This window comes from Microbacterium sp. NPDC090007 (assembly GCF_044748345.1).
Classification (GTDB): Bacteria; Actinomycetota; Actinomycetes; order Actinomycetales; family Microbacteriaceae; genus Microbacterium.
Map to the genome: position 1 here is coordinate 817,191 of NZ_JBIVFV010000001.1, position 18,289 is coordinate 835,479.

The following is an 18,289-nucleotide window of genomic DNA, read 5'->3' on the forward strand; positions in this document are numbered from 1 at the left end:
CTCAGCCGCGCGCCCGGTGACGCCGCACGGCGGCGCGGTTGGCGCAGCGCACCGAGCAGTACCGCTGCCGCCCGTTGCGCGTGACGTCGACCACGACCCGTGTGCAGGGCTCCGCCGCGCACCGCGTCAGGCGGTCCATGCCGCGGGTGACGAGGTGCAGCGAGGTGCCGACCGAGATCACCGCGGCGAGCACGCGGGGGAGCTCCTCGTCGCTGTCGCGGTAGTGCAGGTGCCATCCTTCGCCGTCGTGGTTGGTCAGCCGCGGGTAGGCGGTCACGGCCGCCATCTGAGTGTTCAGCAGAGCGGCGCGGGTGTCGTCGTCGGGGGCATCGACGATGCGCAACCACTCGTCGATCACGGCGCGCGTGCGCTCATGATCATCGGATGCCACGGGAAAGGTCATCGTCATCCCCATCTCGCGCGTGCGGGCCTCGATGCCGTCGCGGTCGTCCGGCCACTCGTTCGCCAGTGAGGCGGCCAGCAGCACGGCGTACTCTCCGTAAGGGTTGAGATGCATAGCGGCATTACATCACGCTGGGTCCATGACCGCCCCACGCCTCGTCGCCGCCGCCGGAACGGCATCCGTCCACGAACACGCATGGGTCACGGAGTCGTCGCACATCACGAGCGAGGGTCACGTGCGATACGTCCGGTGCACGTCGTGTCCCGCGCGCCGGGTCGACGTGGCCGAGCCGGCGTGGCTGCCGCCCTCGGCGATATCGCGCCTGCTCTGACGCAGGGGCATCCGATCCACAGGGGCCGCGCCGAACGGCGGCGCACGGTAGCGTCGAGGGGACCGTCGACGGAGGACGCATGCTGGTTCTGAGCCTGATCGCCGCGATCGCCGCTGCCCTGCTCGTGCCCGCGCTCGCGTTGCACGTCTGGTACGCCATCGGCCTGTCGCGCGTTCTCGATGCGCGGGGAGCCGAGCGGTGGCGCGCCTGGGTGCCGCTCGTGAACGACGCCGAGATCTTCCGGCTGGGCGGCATCGACCCCGTGCGTGCGGTGCTGCTGGTCGTACCGGTCGTGAACATCTACGCCCTCGTGCTCAAGGCGCGTGCCGCTCATCGTCTGGGGACGGCCGTGGGGCGCGGCGCCGGCACCGCCGCCCTCGCGCTGCTGTTCCCCCCGGTGTGGGCGCAGGTCCTGACCGCTCCCGAGAGGGCGACGGATGCCGAGCTCCCCGCGCCCGGGCCGCAGCGGCGTTCCGAGATGTCCGCGCCCCCCGCGCCCGCGGGTCCGATCACGGCTGTGCCCGGAACGGTCGCGGCTGCCGCCGGGGCGCGTGCGGCGTCCGTCGAGCCCGTCGTCGCGCCCGCACCCGTCGTCCTTCCCGGGCCTGTCGAGATCGTGCCCACCCGCCCCGCGCCCGAGAACGAGCCCTCCGAGGACGCGCCCTCCGAGGACGCGCCCTCCCAGGACGCGACGGCCGCCGCGGTGCCGTCGGTGGGACGGGCGCCGTCGGCGGGCCTTCCTGCCGATGCCGACAGCGCGTCGGTGCGCCTTCCTGCCGATGTCGACAGCACGTCGGTGCGCCGTGCGCCGTCGCCGGACGCCGCCGAGCTCCCCGCCGATCTCGAGAACACCTCGCTGCGCCGGACGCCGCAGACTGCTCCGGCGTCGGCAGCCGCGTCGGCTCCGCTTTCGGAGGGCGCGGACGTCCCCACACGGCGCTTGCCGCGCACCGCGGCGACGGAACTCTCCGCCGACCTCGAGGCCACCTCACTGCGCCGGACACCCCAGACGGCGCCCGCCCAGCCGACGGCGCCCGTTGGGCCGGCGGCATCCGTCGGGCCGGCGGCGCACGTCGAGCCGTCGGCATCCGTCGCACCGTCAGCGCCCGTCGAGCCGTCGGCGCCCGTCGCACCGTCCGCGCTCGTCGAGCCGTCGGCATCCGCCGGCACGCACGGCACCCCCGCGATGACTCAGCGTCCCATCGACGCCGCGGCGGCGACGCCCGCCCCCACCGCCGATCGGGTCGACGAGACCACCGACTCCACCGATACCACCGCCGGCGCGGGAGCGGGCGAGTCCGCGGCGCCGGTCGAGGAGCAGACGCAGACCGTCCGTCCCCGGTCCCGACGTCGAGGCGAGTGGACGCTCGATCTTCCCGACGGCACCCGTGTGCCCCTGACGAGCCGTGTGGTCCTGCTCGGGCGAAAGCCCGTCGCCTCCTCTGAGTCGGTGCAGGCGGTCCCGATCGCCGACCACACGCGGACGGTCTCCAAGCAGCATGCGCGCCTGGAGTGGACCGTCACGGGATGGGCGGTGACCGACCTCGACTCCACCAACGGCGTTACGCTCGTCCACGACGACGGCCGGACAGAACGCATCGCCGCCGGATCGACCGCGATCGCTCCGGGCCGGTTCCGCCTCGGCGACGCGCACTTCGAGCTGCGACCCGCCGCCTCGTCCTGACCGGCGGCGCTGCGCGCGGTTGCGCTGCGCGGTCGCTCTCCGGTGGCTCTCCGCGCCGCGGCGCGCGGTCGGTCTCCCGCGCCGCTCGCTCGCGAGACAGCGTCTCGCTGACAAGTCGGTTGCAGAAAGTCGCCGAGTTGTCAGCCACGTGCAGTCTCGCCGCGCCCGCGGTCCGCTCGCGCCCTCCTTCCGGCGCGGGCGCAGCCGGCCCGGGCGCTCCCGGCCCACGAGACGGCATCTCGCTGACAAGTCGGTTGCAGAATGTCGCCGAGTTGTCAGCCCTGTGCAGTCTCGAGACGCCTGCGCCCGCCTGCGCGCCGCAGCCGCGCGGCGCCCGCCCTCGAGCCCGCACTCACCCCGCCGCCAGACCGGTTGCGGCGGCGCGCTCGTCCGTCGGCGCCGAGCCGCGAAACAGCGTCTCGCTGACAAGTCGGTTGCAGAATGTCGCCGAGTTGTCAGCCACGTGCAGCCGCGCCCGCGCCCGCGCCCGCGCTCGCGCCCGCGCCCGCCCCCGCGCTTGCGCCCGCCCCCGCCCCCGCACTCGCGCCTACGCCCGCGCCCGCCCCCGTGCGCCCTCGTGCTTGCGCGCCAGGATCCCCGCAAGCGCCCGCCCGCGCTACTCGCCCGCTTCGCGTCCGTACAGCCCGCGCCCGGTCGGCGGCTGGCGTCGCGGCGACGTCTCTTCGCGCCGGCGGCTGACGTACACGGCGAGGACGCCGATCCCACCAAGCGCCACGAGACCCGCGAGTCCGATGCCGGTCGCGGTGAGGATGGCCTCGGCATCCGGTCCCGGTCCGATCACGACGGCGACGGCTCCGGGCGTGGCCGTCGGCGTCGCGGTGGGCGTGCTGGTCGCGAAGGGGCTCTGCGGGCCCCGCAGTCCCAACCCGGGGACGAGCACGATCGCATCGTGGGGTTGCACGACGCCCCAGCCCGAGGTGTTCGAGCGCGAGTCCGGCTGCGCGCGCACGGCGGTCGCCTCGAGTCGGTACGTCCACTGCGCGGGAGTCTCGTCGGGATGAGCGGATGCCACCAGGGCCGCCGCTGCGGAGACGTAGGCCGCCGCGTAGCTGGTGGCGGGTTCTTCGGCGGCGACCACGCAGTCCCCGCCGAGCGGCCAGGTCGAGGCGATCTGCTGTCCCGGGGCGGCCAGGCGGACGTGCGTGCCGTGGATGCTGGCGTCGGTCACCGTGCCGTCGGGCGCGGTCGCGGCGACGCCGATCACGCCCGGGAACCCGGCGGGGTAGCGTGCTCCGTCGTTCTCGTCGATCTCGACGGCGGCCTCGGAGTCGCGGTTGCCGGCGCTGGCGATCACGAGGCTTCCGCGTTCCGCGGCATAGGCGACGGCGTCGGCGAGGGCGCCGTTCTTCTCGGTCGTGCTCATCGAGACGTTGATGATCTGCGCCCCGCGGTCGGCGGCGGCGCGGATCCCCTCGGCCATCCGCGCGGTGTTCGGCCCGAACCCGGCGTCGCGCACCTGGTCGGATACACCGGCGTAGACGCGCACCGGCAGGATCTGCGCCGCGGGAGCCAAGCCCTCCACGCCCGAGCCGGCGATGGTCTGCGCGGCGATCTGCCCCGCGATCACCGTGCCGTGTCCGTACTGATCGGTCCGGCCCGAGCCGTCGGTGCCGTCGGGCACCAGATTGACGCCCGGCAGCACGACCGCGTCCAGGTGCGGGTTCGCCGCGACGCCGGAATCGACGACCGCGACGGTCACCCCCGCCCCGCGGGTCAACGCCCAGGCCGAGTCGCTCTGCAGCGACTCGAGCGCGGGCGGCGTCTGGGCCACCCTCGTGTCCGCGGTGCATTGCGTGTTCGTTGCAGAGAGGATCCCGGATGCCGGCCCCACCCCCTGAGCCGGCAGCGGCGCCCAGGTCAACCCGACGGCCATCGTGACCACCACCGCCGCCAGTCCCGCGCGAGCGGTCACTTCGCCTCCGGCGTGCGCTGGGCGGCGCTCTCGCTCAACGACGGGCCGGTCGGCAGCAGCGCGGTCCAGCCGTCGGCGATCGCCCCGACGTCACCGGGGCGGTATCCCAGCCGGGCGACGGTCTCGTCGGTGGCGCCGGGCAGGGGAAAGGCGGTACCGGTGGCATCCACCAGGGTCAGCACGCTGGCGTTCTGGTCGCCGCGCCCGCCCGAACGCACGAGCGCACCGTGGCTGGGGTCGACGCGTACTCCCGCAGCGACGGCCGTCGACGAGGGCTGGGTCGCGAGCGCGGTGACGGCCTGCCCCTCGCCCGGTTGCAGCACCGCGCAGGGGCGCTGGCCCGCCGCAACGGTCTCGAAACCGACGCGCGGCCAGTCGTCGCCGAGTCCCTGGGCGGCGGTGGGCAGGCTGCGGATCTCGTCGGCGGTGACCTCGGTCACCTGTCCGCCCAGGGCGCTGCCGCTGCCGAGCTGGTACAGCTGCCACGCGAGCGGCGAGAGGGCTTCGAGCACACCGCCGGTCTGCACGAGGAAGCGCTCGTCCTCGGCGGCGCCCGCTTGGCGCACGACTTGACCGACCCGCAGCGACGTGCCCGAGACGTCCTGCCCGTAGTTCTGCAGCGTGATCGGGGTGAGCGCCGTGCCCGCAGTGAAGAGGTCGAGCCACGCCGCGGGAACGTCCACCGGCGAGAGCGCCGAGATGCCCGCCGCGCGCAGCACGGCATCCGCGTCTTCACTGGACACCGCGAAACTGCGGTCGCCCTGCACGACGTGCAGGATGCCGTCGACCGACACGACGACGGCCCGGTCGGTCGCGGGGGTGGGGCCCGCGGCGGTCGAGATCCGCACGTCCACGCCGGTGTCGTCGCTGACGCACGCGCTCCACCCGGTGTTCACCAGTCCCGACACGGGCGGCAGCTCGTCGGGCGCCCCCGTGATGCCGAGCGTCTCGCCGACGGGTGTGCCTTCGAGGGTCGCCTGATCGGTCGAGATGACGGCGTAGTCGGTGGCCGGCAGCAGCAGGCGAGCGCTGGCGGTGTTGATGACGGGGTGCAGCACGCCGTCGACGGTGACGAACCGGGCACCCGTGTCCGAGACGAGGACGAGCTTGCCGTTCTCCCACCCGTTCGGAAGGCCCGGACGGATCAACCCGTAGAACACCCCGACCAGCACGACGAGGACCGTCAGCGCGATCGCGGCGATCACCGCCCGCAGGGGAGAGGCCGGCTGCAGCTCTTTACCGCCGGGGGCGCCGCTGACGAAGGCGGTGAGCAGCCGTCGGCGCGAGAAGTTCTGCGCCTCGATCAGATCGCCCTTGGTGGCCACGTCAGGCCAGCCCGGACGAGATCACGGCCAGCGGGAGCAGCGACGCCAGCACGATGAGCTCGGCCGTGTCGGCGAGTCGGGTCAGGCGCAGGCGGGTCTTGGGGGCGAGCAGGGTGACCGTCACGACGCTGACGGTGGCCACCGCGAGCACGACCAGGATGCCCACGCGCAGTCCGGGTTGAGCGAGCGAGGCTGCCACGCCCGCGACGACGAGACCCAGGATGCCGGTGGCCATCACCGTCAGGACCCCCGAGCGCGCGAATGTCTGGCGCGAGGGGAACATCATGCCGGCGAAGGAGAGCGCGCACACGATCGCGCCGGTGGCGTTCTGCGTGGCGACCAGCGGGGTGGCGAGGAGAACCGCGGCGGCGAGGGCCAGACGCAGGGCGATGAGGATGCGCTTTCCCTGCGCGACGCGGGCGGCGATGTCGTCGGCGTCGATGGGTTCGGGGTCGGCGAACATCTCGGCGTCGCTCTGCGGCGACACCACGCGAAGTCGCGTGGTGCTGATCGCGAGCCACGGCAGTGCCCCGCCGAGCGTGGCGACGACCCCGACCATGAGCGTCCACACCGCGGCGGGGTCGAAGAAGGCGGCGAGGGTGCCCGCGACGCCGACCGCGCCGCCGGCGACGAGGGGAGCGAGCTGCAGCTCCGCGCGGTCGCGCGACAACGCGAGCGCGACACCCGCGGTCACGAAGGCGGCGCCTCCGGCGGCGGCCATCGGCCACCCCCACATCGGCAGGGTGACGGGGACGGCGAGGTAGCCCGCGACTCCGGCGAAAACGGATGCCGCGATCCCCAGGCCCTGGCCGGCTTCGCGCTGGCCCAGGCGGGCGACGACGGCCGAGACGACGAGCAGCACGACGGCGCCGCCCCCGGCGACGAGCGCGCCGAAGGGGAGGGCGCGACCGGCCGCGAGCAGGAGGACCGCGCAGACCCCGAGCAGTGCGAGACTGACGGCCAAGGCGGTGCGGGCGTTGTCGCGGGTCGTCCACGGGCGGTTCTGCTGTGCGGTCGCGTCGATGACCGCTTCGACGATGTCGTCGTACACCCGGGGCTGCGCGACCAGTCCGCCGCGCACGAGCGTGAGCACCTCGCCGTCGACGATGCCCTGGGCGGAGGCGCCGCGGGAGGGGTCGACGGTCGTGCCGTCGGCCCGGTGCAGCGCGTAACCGGCGGAGGTCATCGAGGCGTCCAGGACGCCGAGGGAGCGGGCGAATCCGGGGAGGAATTCGATGAGGGGTACTTGCGTGGGGATCGCGATGTCGAGGCGGCGTCCCTCGCTCTGCACCGACAGGCGCAGCAGCGCGCGCGTGGTGTTCATGACGTCAGCCATGCGCGGCCCCCTCTTCTCGGACCGAAGCCCCTGCGGTCGAACCTCGAAATCCTATCGTCGCCGCGTGCGCCCGTCCGCGGGGCGTGGACGGTCAGCGGAATCGAGCCGCGGAGGCGCGGTCGGCGGTGACGTAATCGTCGGCCATCGAGTCGGTGGCGTTCGCGATGCGGTGTAGGGCGTCGCGCATCTGCTCGAGGGTGAGCGACCACTGGCGCTGGGCGGCGTCGTACGCACCCTGAGCCGATCCCTCCCATTGCCCACGAAGACGGGTGACCTCGGCGTCGAGTCCACCGAGGGCCGCGTCGATGCGGGCGCTTTCCGCGCGCAGTCGCGCAGCGGTGGCGTGCAGCGATTCGGGGGTGACACGCAGGTCGCTCATGAGGTGCCTCCGAGCATCGCGCCCAGACCGTGGATGGTGGTCCCGTGGGCTTCTTCGACGGCTTCCTGGTCGCGAGCGGTGGCCCGCAGCGACGAGCTGAGGGTGATCAGGACATCGTTGAGGCGGTTCGCTCCCGCCGTCCATTCGTTCACGAGCACGCCGTAGGCGGTCGCGGCGTCGCCCGACCAGGTGCCGTGGAGCTCGTCGAGTTCGTCGAGCACACGCCGGGTGCTGTCGGCGATATCGGCGTGCGCGCCCGTCACGGCCTCGGCGCCGCGGGCGAGCGCGCCTTCACCGACCAGGATGCGATCAGACATGGAGTCCTCTTCTGTGGATGGTGGTCGATGCGGTGGGCGACGTCATTCGTCGCGTCCGCCGGCCTGCGCGTTCTCGGAACGGGGCCCGATCTCTTCGTCGTCTTCCATGCGCGGGGCGATGGGGCCGCCCAGACCGCGGGCGATCTCTTCGCGTCGTTCGGAGCGTGACCCGGTGCCGCCTATCCCACCGATGCCTCCCATTCCTCCGATGCCCCGCGTGCCGGCTCCGCCGGCCGCCCGTGAACCGCCCGTCCCCGTACCGCCCGAGGCTCCGCGCACGCCGCCTCCGGCGGCGCCGCTCCCGCCCGTCGCTCCGGTGGTTCCCGCGCGCACGCCCGCGCCGCGCGCCGCGGAGGAGCCGGGAGTCCCGCCGCCGGCCGCGCCGCCGGCGAGACCGCCGACGCCGCGCGTGCCGAGTCCGGAGGCTCCCGGCGAGGTCTTGCCGAGCAGTCCGCCGCCGCGGCTCGACGCGGCCGTCGACGACGTGCCGCCGCCGAAGAGGCTGCCGCCGGGGGCCCCGGCGCCGCGGGCGAGGCTGCTCAGCGCGGCCGCACCGCCGCCGCCGGCGATCAGCCCCGCGCTCAGTCCCGAGCCCAGGCCGGCGCCCAGCCCGCCGCCGCCGAGGCCGCCGGACCCTGGACCGAGGTGCGCACCCCCGGGGGCGGAGGGGATGACGCCGGGCAGCGTCGGGGTACCGGTGAGCGGTCCGTCGGGGGTGAGCTCGGGCGGGACGCTGCCCAGGTCGATCGGGGGTTTCGTGCCGAGGTCCACCTGCGGATCGTCGGTGGAGAAGGGACCGTAGTGATCGAGTTCGGCATCGCCGCCGCCGCCGGTGGAGAGCGGCGAAGGCCTCCCGCCGGCCGGGGCAGGCTGGAACGTGGGCGCACCGGAGCGGCCGCCGCCATCGTCGTCGCCCCCCGCGGAGGGCGACGACGATGGCGCGGCGGACCCGAACTGGTCGGGGAGGAAGACAGGCGGCGCATCGAGCGAGAGCGCATCAATCTCGGCGGCGTGCCGGGTCATGGCCTCCGCCGCCGCCTGCTCGCGTTGGTTCGCGAGGTACCCGTTGATGGCCACGGAAGCCCCTTCGCCGGCGAGGAAGGCGACCGGTCCCAGAACGAGGGTGGATCCGATGGCCGCCGCCCGGACAGCTGCTTCCTGTCCGCCCGACATGCTGCCCGCCGGGAGCTGGGCGAGGGACTCGCGCGCACGTTCCCGGATGCTGTTCGCCTGCGAGATCCGGATCGGTGCCGCCACCTGGATCCAGTTGATCTGCTTCTGGACATCGGTGGCGGCGGCGGCGAAGGTCGTGCTCGCCGCTTCCCCGCTCCGCCCCAGGACACCGGGCTCTTCCGCGATCTTCTTCAGCACGCCCTGCAGGGAGGTGAGCCCCTCCAGCAGCGGTATTCGCCCGGGCATGTCCCACGCGGAACCGGTGTCGGCGAAACGGATGAGACGCTCTTCGTTGGGACCCGTCACGGTGCGTTCCTTTCGCGTGTCTTGCGTCGTTGCGTGATCACGATGACGGTGGTGATCGCCGCGGCGATGACCAGAAGCGTGATGACCCCCGAAATCACCCACGGCACGAGCGCGCCCATGTCGAACGTCGTCCCCCGGGCCGCGTCGGCGTCGAAGGTGCTCTTTCGCGTGGTGTCCAGCGGGGTGAATCCGTTCGCGCGGGCGGAGGCGATCTGCTCCGCGGTGGGTGTGCCGACCGGTCCCTGCATAAGGGGTGTCTCGTCCGGATAGATCGAGGGATCCGTCTGAAGCAGAGTGGGAAGCCATGCAGCCCCGTAGCCGTATCCGTCCTCGGCGCGGACGGGGTCGTGGATACCGCCGTTCGTGCTCGCCAGCAGGGCGTGGACGAGTTGGTTGCCCGTCGCTTGCGGGTACTTCTGAACCGCAAGCGTCAGCATGCCGGCGACCGTCGGCGAGGCGTAGGACGATCCCTGGCGCAGCGTTGATCCGGACCAGCCTCCGTCGTAGGACCCGACGGTCGGGAGGCAGCACCCCGCGGCGACGACCGTCGTCTCGGGGACGACGTAGGGATTGCCGTCTTCCGTTTTCTGCAGCTCGCCTTTCGTGTCGATCGCCGACACGGCGATGACACCGTTCATCCCGGTGATGTCGGTCTTGGGGTCGCCACCGGTCGTGGGATTCTGGAGGGCCGCCACGATGGCGACGCCGCGGGAGAGGGCGTATGCCACCGCGGGCGCGTCGACGTCTGCCGCCGTGATCCCGACGGCAGTCATGATCACCCGCGCGCCGTCGTCGACGGCATTCTTGACGAGGAACCCGAACTCGCTGAGGCCGCCCCTGTCGTTCTGCTCGCACTCACCGGCGGGCCCGAGGCCGTAGAACGTGACGTCGGCGTCGGGAGCCATCCCCCGGACTCCGCCGCCGCCCGCTCCGTTGCCGATGATCATGGCGGTCATGGTCGTGCCGTGGTTGGATCCCGGGGTTATTTCCGAGGTGACGGTGGCCTCTCGCGCCGCACACACGGACTTGTCGGAGATCGTGAGATTGGTGCCCTCGAAGACCGGGAGGTCGGGGTTGATCTGCTTCTCGATCACCGCCACTTTGACGCCGGCGCCGGTCAGGCCGGCAGCGTGGGCGGCGTCGACACCGTACGCGTCGGCCCACCACTGCGCATCGCTGTGAGCGGCGCCCGAATCGGGCGCGTCCGAATCGACGGCGGCGGTCGCCGGAAGAGGCGTGGAGGCGCCGATGACGACCGCGAGCACTGCCACGCCGAACGTCGCGCGGAGGCGCTGGTAGCCCCTCATCGCGGCAGCCCCGAGATGAACGACTGCGTCGACGACGTCGACTCGCCCCCTGCCCCGGTCGGGGTGGAGTCCGTCGCGGAGTCGATCATCGACAGAGCTTGTTGTGCCTCCTCAGCCCCCATCGCATCCCGCTCCCGCAGAGCGGCGACCGCGTCGGACAGTGCGCGGGCGTGGTCGGCCACCCAGGCTCGGACCTTCTCGACCTCGGAGGCCAGCTGGTCGGCGCGCTGCTCGAGGTGCCGGGTGAACTCGGCCGAGGTGTCTTCGGCCCTGTTGCCCTCGACCTCGCTGATGATCGCGCTCGGTGGGATCTCTTCGGGGACTTCGGTGAGCAGCACGACGTTGTGCTGGACCTGGTCGCTGTCGTAGCCGATCGGACCACTCATGGACTACTCGTTTCTCGAAGCAGGGGGCGCAGAGAGGGACGGCCCGGGCGGACCGCACGAACCGGCGACCGCGTAAGCGGCCGCCGGTTCGGGGGGACTCAGACGAAGCGGCCGGCGGCGGACTTGTCGGTCGAGGTGTAGCCCTGGGCGATCTCGTCGGTCTTGCCGGCGATCTGCTGGAGGAGCTCGTTCAGGCGGGTGATGGACTGGGTCCACTGGGCCTGAGCCTGGTCGTAGGCGACCTGCGCCTCGCCGTCCCACGAGGCGCGCAGAGCGCCGACCTGGGACTCGAGCTCATCGAGACGGGTGCGGATGCCGGAGGCACCGTTGCGGATCTGACCGGAGAGGGCGATGACCTGCTCGGGACGAACGGACATGGACTGCATGGGGGTTCCTTCTTTCGAGTCGAGCGGGGTCAGCCGAGCAGCGAGCCCAGGTTGCCGATGGTCTGCTGGTGCGACTCCTCGGAGGCCGCCTGGTCGCGCTCGGTGCCGCGGAGGGCGTCCTCGAGCGTGACGAGCACGTTGTTGAGCTTGGTGGTCTCTTCGTTCCAGCGCTGCATGAGCTGGGTGTACGAGCCGGCGGCGGCGCCGGTCCAGAAGCCGGCCACCTGGTCGAGCTCGGTGCGGACCTTTCGAACCTGCTCGTCGATGCCCGACTTGGCGGTGTTGACCGCCTCGGCTCCGCGACGAAGCGCACCCTCCTGGGCTGCGATGAGATCTGCCACGTCTGTCTCCTCGATGTTCCTCCGGGCACGCCCGGGCGTTGGGGTTCGGTCGGCCGCCCACGGATCGCAGATCCCGGGCGGCGTCGATGGAGGAAATCGGAGCCCCCACCGGGCATCGACGTTACGTAAATCCGAAGAAGAACGACAACCTCCTGTGGATATTCGAAGATGACAAAGTTCTCATCTTTATCCCCGGTGGGGTCGGGAAAGGGCGCAGCGCCGCGCGGGCGGCGACTACGCTGGTGCGGTTGCCGCCCGGGAGGCGGTGCGCAGCACAGGCGAGGGGGAGCGGTGAGCGCGGAGGTCACGCAGGGGCGGCGCGTCGCCTTGATCGACGGCGAATCCCGTCTCGACCTGGTGGTTCCCCTGCACGCTCGCGTCGACGACGTCCTGCGCGCCGCCGGTGTGGTCGCGCAGCCCGGTGCTCGGGTGGTCGGTATCGCGGGGCGCGAGGTTCCGCGTCCCACGACGATGGCGGCGCTCGAGGACGGCGTCGTCCTCGTGATCGTCGATCCCTCCGTCGTCCCTCCTGGGGAGGAGGGGTCCGCAAGGGCGGGGCGCGCGACGGCGCGCGGTTCGGCGGCGTGGGCGGTCCTCGCGGTGGGGGGTGGCATCCTGGCCCTGATCCGCACCATCGGCGGCGACTCGCTGCCGATGCAGATCCGCATAATCGTCGGCGCCGTCGCGCTCGTCGCGGCCCTCCTCGCCGCGCTCGCGGTCGGGCTGCGCGCTCGCCCGCGCACGGCGACTCTCGCTCCCGTCGTCGGCGTGGTCGCTCTCGCCTTCGGCGGCGGGATGACCGTCGTGCCCGATCTGCCCGCTTCCGCGACGCTCGTGGCCGTCTTCACGGGGTTGCTGGCGGCGGCCGTCGTCGCGGGTGTCCTCGGCGTCGTCGGCTTCACCGACGCGCTGCGCGCGCAGAGTCGCACGGCGACGCTCGTGGCCGCGGGGCTCGCGGCGATCTGGGGGGCGGCGCTGCTGCTGCATCTCGACCCGGCGGCCCCCGCCGCGGTGACGCTCGGCCTGGTCCCCGTGGCGCAGCGCGTGCTGCAGTCGAGCCTGGTCGATGTCGCCCCGGGCACGTTCATCGACTACGACCGGTTCCAGAGCACGCGATGGACGGTGCGTCAGGCCCTTCCCGACGAGGTGCGCACGATCGAGGCCGACGACGCCGATGCACTCGTCGCGCGCTCGACCGCCCGCCTCACCGTCGGGACGGTCCTGCTCGTGGCCGCGGGCGCCGCGAGCGCGTTCGTCGCCATTCCGACGTTCGCGGGCGACGGTCCCGTCGTCCTCGGCGGGCGGATCGCGCTGGCATCCGCCGTCGTCCTCTCTCTGCTGCTGAGTTCGCGGCGCAGCACCGTCCCGTTCCTGCGGTGGGTCGCCCGCGCCGGGGCGGTCGCGGTGGTGGCCGCCGCGGTGACCGCTCTGCTGCCGGTGTTCACGCCCGAGCTGCTCGTGCTCGTCGCGGGGCTGCTCATGATGGGGGGATTGGGCGCGGCGCTGCTGGTCGTGCCGGTGGGCAGGGGTCTGCGTTCCCTCGGCTGGTCGCGCACGGGCGATGTGTTCGAGGCGCTCGCGACGGCTCTGTCGCTTCCGGCGGGCATGCTCGCCGCCGGGGCGATCGAGATCGTGCGTGCGATGATGGCGACATGACGCAGACGCCGCCGTTCGGCGCGCCCGCGACCGTGGCGGTGCGCGTGGGAGCCTTCAGCGTCGATGCGGCGCTCGTGGTGATCGCTGCGGGCGTGGCATCCGTTCTGGGTTCTCCGGCCCTCGGTGCCGCGGTCGTCGCAGAGGCGCTGCTGGGGCTGTGGATCCTGCAGGCCCGGCGCGGAGCGACTCCGGGAGCCCTGCTGTTCGGACTGCGCGCGTCGCGCGTCGAGGCCCCCTTGGTGCCCGGGGCCGGACGGGCCTTCGTGCGCGGCGGTCTGGTCGTGCTCGGCGGCCTGATTCTCGTGGCGGGTGCGTGGGTGGTGGTGGCCTCGGCGGCGTTCGACCGCTCCGGCCGACGCCGCTCGTGGGCCGACCGCGCCGCCGGGACGGTTCTCCTCTCGGTGCCCCGCAAAAAGGGCGGGATGGATGCCGACACCCCCCGCGCCCTCGCCGAGCCCACCGTGCACGCGCGTTCCGCGACACCGCGCGAGCCGCTGCGCGTGGACGCCTCCGCCGCCGCGCTTCCCGACGCTCGAGCGTGGGGTGAGCCGCTCGTCGCCCTCGAGCCCCGGACGGTGGCCGGGGAGCGTCCCGTCGCCACCTCGGCGGTCGCGTCGGTCGGGGGCGCCCAACTGCTGGTCGTCTTCGACACCGGCCAGCGCGCGCAGTTCGCCCTGCCCGCCGCCGTCCTGTTCGGCCGTGCGCCCGTCGCCGATCGACCCGACGACGTCCTGGTCGCGGTCGACGATCCCGACCGCCTGATCTCCAAGACCCACCTGCGGCTCGAACACGACGGCGACACCGCGTGGGTCATCGACGCCGGCTCGACCAACGGGTCGGAGCTGATCGACGACGACGGCGCGGTCCACGTGCTGCGGCCGGGGTCGCGCACCCTTCTCGAGGACGGTACGCGTGTGCGCCTGGGCGAACGCATCTTCACCCTCAGCCGTCTGATCGGAGGTCCGGTGTGAGCACGGGTCCGCGCATCGCCCCGCCGTCTCTTCCCGACGGGCGCATCGTCGTCCAGCCCCCGCCCGAGCTCGTCCCGAACGAGGGCGGCAGCGGCATCCTGACCTCGCTCCTGCCGATGCTGGGGAGCGTGGGCGCGATCGTCATGGTGACCATCTCGAACAGTGGGCCGACGGGCTTTCTCATCGGCGGCATGTTCCTGCTCTCGTCGCTCGGTTTCGTCGCGGTCAACGGCTGGCGTCAGCGCGCGCAGCGCAACGCGCAGGTGCTCGGCAACCGCCGCGAGTACCTCGCCTACCTCTCCGACCTGCGCGACACGGTGCGCGTCGCCGCGCGCAAGCAGCGTCGCCACGGCGGATGGATCATGCCCGCGCCCGCCGCCCTGCCGTTCATCGCCGAGGAACGCTCGCGCGTGTGGGAGCGGCAGCCGGGCGACCCGACGTTCCTCCTCGCCCGCGTCGGCGTGGCCGACCAGCCGCTGAGTCTCACCCTCGAGGCGCCGGAGCTGCCGCCGCTCGCCCAGCTCGACCCCGTCGCGGCCTCGGCCGCGCACCGCTTCATGCTCACGCACGAGATCCAGCGCGACCTGCCACTCGGATTCCCCCTCGCCGATTACGCGCGGATCGAGCTCGTCGGATCCGACGACGAGGGCGTACGCAGCCTGGCGCGCTCCCTCGTGGCGTCGGCGGCGACCCTGCACGACCCCGAGGACGTCGTCATCGCGGTGCTCGCGGGGGCTGCGCACACGCCCGCCTGGGACTGGGTCAAGTGGCTGCCGCACGCGATGTCCTCGCGCGTGCAGGACCGACTCGGGCCCGCGCGAATGATCGCGGCATCCATCGACGAGCTGGTCGACATGCTGCCGCCGCAGCTGTCGTCGCGTCCCCGTTTCAGCCCCGGAGCGGCCGTCACCCCGCACGTGATCCTCGTGGTGGACGGAGTGGATGCCACCACCGGCGGCGCCCTGGCCGGACTCGAGGGTGCGCAGGGGGTCACCGTCATCGACCTGCCGACGCGGTGGGACGAGCTCGACGACCCGGTCGTGGCCCGCGTGGCCCTGGCCGACGCTCCGGCGCCGTCGCCGCAGGGACGCCGGAACGCTCCCGCCCCCGCGCTCGCCGAGTTCATCGACGGCGCGGGTCGCGCGCAGACCTTCGTCCCGGATGCCATGAGCATCGCCGAGGCCGAGGCGACCGCGCGTCGGCTCATGCCGCTGCGCCCGGCGCCCATGGTCGTCGTGGACGCGCCCACCACGCAGGGGCAGGCGGAGCTGACCGAGCTGCTCGGTCTTGCCGACGTCCGCGCCGTCGACTTCGATCAGGCGTGGACGCCGCGCCTCGAACGCGACCGCCTGCGCGTGCCCATCGGCCAGCAGCCCTCGGGTGCGCCGCTCGTGCTCGACCTGAAGGAGTCGGCCTCCCAGGGCATGGGGCCCCACGGCGTGATGATCGGGGCGACCGGATCGGGTAAGTCCGAGGTGCTGCGCACGCTCGTGCTGGCTCTCGCGATGACGCACTCGCCCGAGCAGCTCAACTTCGTCCTCGTCGACTTCAAGGGCGGTGCGACCTTCGCCGGGATGGCCGAGATGCCGCACGTCTCGGCCGTCATCACCAACCTCGGCAGCGAGCTCGCGCTCGTCGACCGCTTCCAGGACGCGCTGCAGGGCGAGGTCGTGCGCCGCCAGGAGCTGCTGCGCGCCGCGGGCAACTTCGCCAACGTCGGAGAGTACGAGGCCGCCCGCCGCGGGGGCCGGACCGATCTGGCTCCGCTTCCGGCGCTGCTCGTCGTGGTCGACGAGTTCTCCGAGCTGCTGTCCGCCAAGCCCGAGTTCGTCGACAGCTTCCTCAACATCGGCCGCGTCGGCCGCTCGCTGCACGTGCACCTGCTGCTCGCCTCGCAGCGTCTCGAAGAGGGAAAGCTGCGCGGCCTCGACACCTACCTGTCGTACCGGATCGGTCTGCGCACGTTCTCGGCATCCGAGTCCCGCACGATCATCGGCACGGCGGACGCGTACACGCTGCCGCAGGAGCCGGGCGTCGGCTTCCTCAAGAGCGACACCGAGAACCTCGTCCAGTTCCGCGCGGCCTACGTCTCGGGTCGCCCGCGCGGCCTCGCCGGCACGAGCGTCGACAGCCTGGGCGCGCCGATCTCGGGTCCCGCCCGCGTCGAGGTCTTCACCGCCGCGGCCCAGCCCGACGACGAGGAGGAGCGGACGGATGCCGCGTCCGCGGCGCCCTCGACCCCGGTCGCCGAGAAGCGCTCCACGTTCCAGATCGCCGTCGACCGGATGAAGGATCGGGGCCCCGAGGCGCACCAGGTGTGGCTTCCGCCGCTCGCGGAGCCCACGCCGCTGGACCAGCTCATGCCCGACCTCGCCGAGGATCCGGCGCTCGGGCTGGTGTCGCGCAGATGGAGGGATGCCGGTGCCCTCACCGTGCCGATCGGCGTCGTCGACATCCCGCTCGAGCAGCGCCGCGACCACCTCACCGTCTCGCTCGGCGGGGCGGCGGGTCACGTCGCGATCGTCGGCTCCCCGCTCAGCGGCAAGTCGACACTCGCGCGCACACTCGTGTCGGCGCTCGCGCTGACCGGCACCCCGCGGGAGCTGCAGTTCTTCGTGCTCGACTTCGGCGGCGGCGGGTTCACCGCGATGCAGCGCCACCCGCACGTGTCGGGCGTGGCCACGCGCACCGAGCCCGAGGCCGTGCGCCGCGCGGTCGCCGAGGTCGAGGCCGTGCTCGACGCCCGCGAGCAGTACTTCCGCCGCAACGCCGTCGACTCGATGGACACCTACCGCTCGCGGCGCCGCGAGGGGCGCCTGGACGACGGTTTCGGCGACGTGTTCCTCATCGTCGACGGCTGGTCGACCCTGCGCAGCGAGTTCGAGGCGCTCGAAGCCCGCGTGCAGACGATCGCCGCGCGCGGTCTCAGCTTCGGGGTGCACGTCGTGGTCACGGCGAACCGCTGGCTCGAGATCCGCGCCAACCTGAAGGACCTCATCCAGACGCGACTCGAACTCCGCCTGGGCGACCCGACCGACTCCGACGTCGATCGCAAGCAGGCCGCGAACGTCCCCGTCGGTCAGCCCGGACGCGGCCTCAGCGCGACCTCGTTGCAGATGCTCACGTCCGTTCCGCGCATCGACGGCTCCGACGACCCGGCGACGATCGCCGACGGCGTGAGCGACATGATCGACCGCGTCTCGACCGCGTGGCACGGCGAGCCCGGTCCCAAGCTCCGTCTGCTGCCCGAGCTCATCTCGCTCGACGAGGTGCGGTCCCTGGCCGAGCCCGGCGACCCCCGCATGCTGCTCGGAATCGAAGAGGCGCAGTTGTCGCCCTTCGGCGTCGACCCGCGGGTCGAACCGCACCTGTTCGTGTACGGCGACTCGGGAACGGGCAAATCCTCGCTCCTGCGCGCGGTGGCGAAAGAGATACAGCGCCACTACACCCCCGCCGAGGCGAAGATCTTCGTGGTCGACTACCGTCGCGCGCTGCTGGGCGAGATCCCCGACGACTACCTCGGTGCGTACCTCACCTCGCACGACCTGGCCACGGGCGGCATGAACGACCTCGCCCAGTACTTCTCGACGCGCATCCCCGGTCCCGATGTGACGCCCGCGCAGCTGCGCGAGCGCAGCTGGTGGAAGGGGGCCGAAGGGTTCATCCTCGTCGACGACTACGACCTCGTCGCCACGAGCCAGGGCAACCCGCTCGCCGTCCTGCAGCCCCTGCTCGCGCAGGCGGGCGACCTCGGTCTGCACGTCATCCTGACCCGGCGATCCGGAGGGGCGAGCCGTGCGGCGTACGACCCGATCATCCAGCGCTTCACCGACCTGGGCGTCACCGGCATCCTCCTCGGCGGAAATCCCGAAGAGGGGGCTCTCATCGGCCGGGTCAAGCCGGAGCGGGCGGCGCCCGGGCGCGCGCAGATCGTCAGCCGCGAACACGGTCTGGTGGCGTCGCAGCTGTCGTTCTCGCCGTCCACGCACTGAGTCGCCCCTCCTCCCCACTGCCCCGGTCGTCCTCGCCGCGCACCGGGGCGGTAACGGTGTCGG

General features: G+C 72.8%; 16 protein-coding genes. 5 read left to right on the top strand and 11 right to left on the bottom strand.

Annotation, left to right across the window (positions count from 1 at the left end):
• Position 1: 1 nt before the first annotated feature.
• The gene (locus ACIPVB_RS03845; protein WP_400367131.1) at positions 2-517 is read right to left on the bottom strand and encodes a CGNR zinc finger domain-containing protein; all 516 of its coding nucleotides are present in this window, start codon (positions 515-517) and stop codon (positions 2-4) included.
• A 25-nt stretch (positions 518-542) separates the two neighbouring features.
• Here ACIPVB_RS03845 and ACIPVB_RS03850 point away from each other — a divergent pair, with 25 nt between their 5' ends.
• Positions 543-734 (top strand): hypothetical protein, encoded by a 192-nt coding sequence (locus ACIPVB_RS03850; RefSeq protein WP_400367132.1) that lies wholly within the window; start codon positions 543-545, stop codon positions 732-734.
• Between the two features lie 79 nt (positions 735-813).
• On the top strand, positions 814-2,418 hold the full coding sequence (locus ACIPVB_RS03855; RefSeq protein ID WP_400367134.1) for an FHA domain-containing protein: 1,605 nt from the start codon (positions 814-816) through the stop codon (positions 2,416-2,418).
• A 616-nt stretch (positions 2,419-3,034) separates the two neighbouring features.
• Here the strand turns inward: ACIPVB_RS03855 and ACIPVB_RS03860 are convergent.
• The 10 genes from ACIPVB_RS03860 to ACIPVB_RS03905 all read right to left on the bottom strand — a co-directional run bounded on the left by ACIPVB_RS03860 (position 3,035) and on the right by ACIPVB_RS03905 (position 11,607).
• On the bottom strand, positions 3,035-4,351 hold the full coding sequence (locus tag ACIPVB_RS03860) for a S8 family serine peptidase (protein WP_400367136.1): 1,317 nt from the start codon (positions 4,349-4,351) through the stop codon (positions 3,035-3,037).
• Positions 4,348-5,676, bottom strand: coding sequence for a type VII secretion protein EccB (gene eccB, locus ACIPVB_RS03865; protein WP_400367137.1), 1,329 nt, complete (start codon positions 5,674-5,676; stop codon positions 4,348-4,350). The genes ACIPVB_RS03860 and eccB overlap by 4 nt, the downstream gene beginning before the upstream one ends.
• A 1-nt stretch (position 5,677) precedes the next feature.
• Positions 5,678-7,012, bottom strand: a complete 1,335-nt coding sequence (gene eccD / locus ACIPVB_RS03870; RefSeq protein ID WP_400367139.1) for a type VII secretion integral membrane protein EccD — start codon at positions 7,010-7,012, stop codon at positions 5,678-5,680.
• Positions 7,013-7,103: 91 nt separating this feature from the next.
• Positions 7,104-7,391, bottom strand: coding sequence for a WXG100 family type VII secretion target (locus ACIPVB_RS03875; protein ID WP_400367141.1), 288 nt, complete (start codon positions 7,389-7,391; stop codon positions 7,104-7,106).
• Positions 7,388-7,708 (bottom strand): WXG100 family type VII secretion target, encoded by a 321-nt coding sequence (locus ACIPVB_RS03880; protein WP_400367143.1) that lies wholly within the window; start codon positions 7,706-7,708, stop codon positions 7,388-7,390. Before ACIPVB_RS03880 ends, ACIPVB_RS03875 begins: the two co-directional genes overlap by 4 nt.
• A 42-nt stretch (positions 7,709-7,750) precedes the next feature.
• Positions 7,751-9,187 (bottom strand): hypothetical protein, encoded by a 1,437-nt coding sequence (locus tag ACIPVB_RS03885; protein WP_400367145.1) that lies wholly within the window; start codon positions 9,185-9,187, stop codon positions 7,751-7,753.
• Entirely contained in the window at positions 9,184-10,494 is a 1,311-nt protein-coding gene (locus tag ACIPVB_RS03890) for a S8 family serine peptidase (RefSeq protein ID WP_400367147.1), read from the bottom strand. Before ACIPVB_RS03890 ends, ACIPVB_RS03885 begins: the two co-directional genes overlap by 4 nt.
• Positions 10,491-10,880, bottom strand: a complete 390-nt coding sequence (locus ACIPVB_RS03895; RefSeq protein ID WP_400367149.1) for a hypothetical protein — start codon at positions 10,878-10,880, stop codon at positions 10,491-10,493. The genes ACIPVB_RS03890 and ACIPVB_RS03895 overlap by 4 nt, the downstream gene beginning before the upstream one ends.
• A 98-nt stretch (positions 10,881-10,978) precedes the next feature.
• Positions 10,979-11,266 carry a WXG100 family type VII secretion target gene (locus ACIPVB_RS03900; protein ID WP_243393067.1) on the bottom strand — a complete coding sequence of 96 codons (288 nt, stop codon included), beginning with the start codon at positions 11,264-11,266 and terminating at the stop codon, positions 10,979-10,981.
• A gap of 29 nt (positions 11,267-11,295) precedes the next feature.
• On the bottom strand, positions 11,296-11,607 hold the full coding sequence (locus ACIPVB_RS03905) for a WXG100 family type VII secretion target (RefSeq protein WP_055831852.1): 312 nt from the start codon (positions 11,605-11,607) through the stop codon (positions 11,296-11,298).
• A 291-nt stretch (positions 11,608-11,898) separates the two neighbouring features.
• On the opposite strand from ACIPVB_RS03905, the gene ACIPVB_RS03910 reads away from it, so the two are divergent.
• Genes ACIPVB_RS03910 through eccCa form a run of 3 tightly spaced genes read left to right on the top strand, consistent with a single transcriptional unit; the run spans position 11,899 to position 18,226 of the window.
• Positions 11,899-13,263: a hypothetical protein gene (locus ACIPVB_RS03910; RefSeq protein WP_400367151.1), complete on the top strand. Its 1,365-nt coding sequence runs from the start codon at positions 11,899-11,901 to the stop codon at positions 13,261-13,263.
• Positions 13,260-14,234, top strand: coding sequence for an FHA domain-containing protein (locus ACIPVB_RS03915; RefSeq protein WP_400367153.1), 975 nt, complete (start codon positions 13,260-13,262; stop codon positions 14,232-14,234). The genes ACIPVB_RS03910 and ACIPVB_RS03915 overlap by 4 nt, the downstream gene beginning before the upstream one ends.
• Entirely contained in the window at positions 14,231-18,226 is a 3,996-nt protein-coding gene (gene eccCa, locus ACIPVB_RS03920; RefSeq protein WP_400367155.1) for a type VII secretion protein EccCa, read from the top strand. The genes ACIPVB_RS03915 and eccCa overlap by 4 nt, the downstream gene beginning before the upstream one ends.
• Positions 18,227-18,289 lie beyond the last annotated feature (63 nt).

Bases quoted from the DNA above. Each gene is read 5' to 3' on its own strand.
- ACIPVB_RS03915 (WP_400367153.1), top strand. From the start codon at position 13,260: ATGACGCAGACGCCGCCGTTCGGCGCGCCCGCGACCGTGGCGGTGCGC.
- ACIPVB_RS03900 (WP_243393067.1), bottom strand. From the start codon at position 11,266: ATGCAGTCCATGTCCGTTCGTCCCGAGCAGGTCATCGCCCTCTCCGGT.
- ACIPVB_RS03875 (WP_400367141.1), bottom strand. From the start codon at position 7,391: ATGAGCGACCTGCGTGTCACCCCCGAATCGCTGCACGCCACCGCTGCG.
- ACIPVB_RS03855 (WP_400367134.1), top strand. From the start codon at position 814: ATGCTGGTTCTGAGCCTGATCGCCGCGATCGCCGCTGCCCTGCTCGTG.
- ACIPVB_RS03880 (WP_400367143.1), bottom strand. From the start codon at position 7,708: ATGTCTGATCGCATCCTGGTCGGTGAAGGCGCGCTCGCCCGCGGCGCC.
- ACIPVB_RS03845 (WP_400367131.1), bottom strand. From the start codon at position 517: ATGCATCTCAACCCTTACGGAGAGTACGCCGTGCTGCTGGCCGCCTCA.
- ACIPVB_RS03895 (WP_400367149.1), bottom strand. From the start codon at position 10,880: ATGAGTGGTCCGATCGGCTACGACAGCGACCAGGTCCAGCACAACGTC.
- ACIPVB_RS03890 (WP_400367147.1), bottom strand. From the start codon at position 10,494: ATGAGGGGCTACCAGCGCCTCCGCGCGACGTTCGGCGTGGCAGTGCTC.
- ACIPVB_RS03850 (WP_400367132.1), top strand. From the start codon at position 543: ATGACCGCCCCACGCCTCGTCGCCGCCGCCGGAACGGCATCCGTCCAC.
- eccD (WP_400367139.1), bottom strand. From the start codon at position 7,012: ATGGCTGACGTCATGAACACCACGCGCGCGCTGCTGCGCCTGTCGGTG.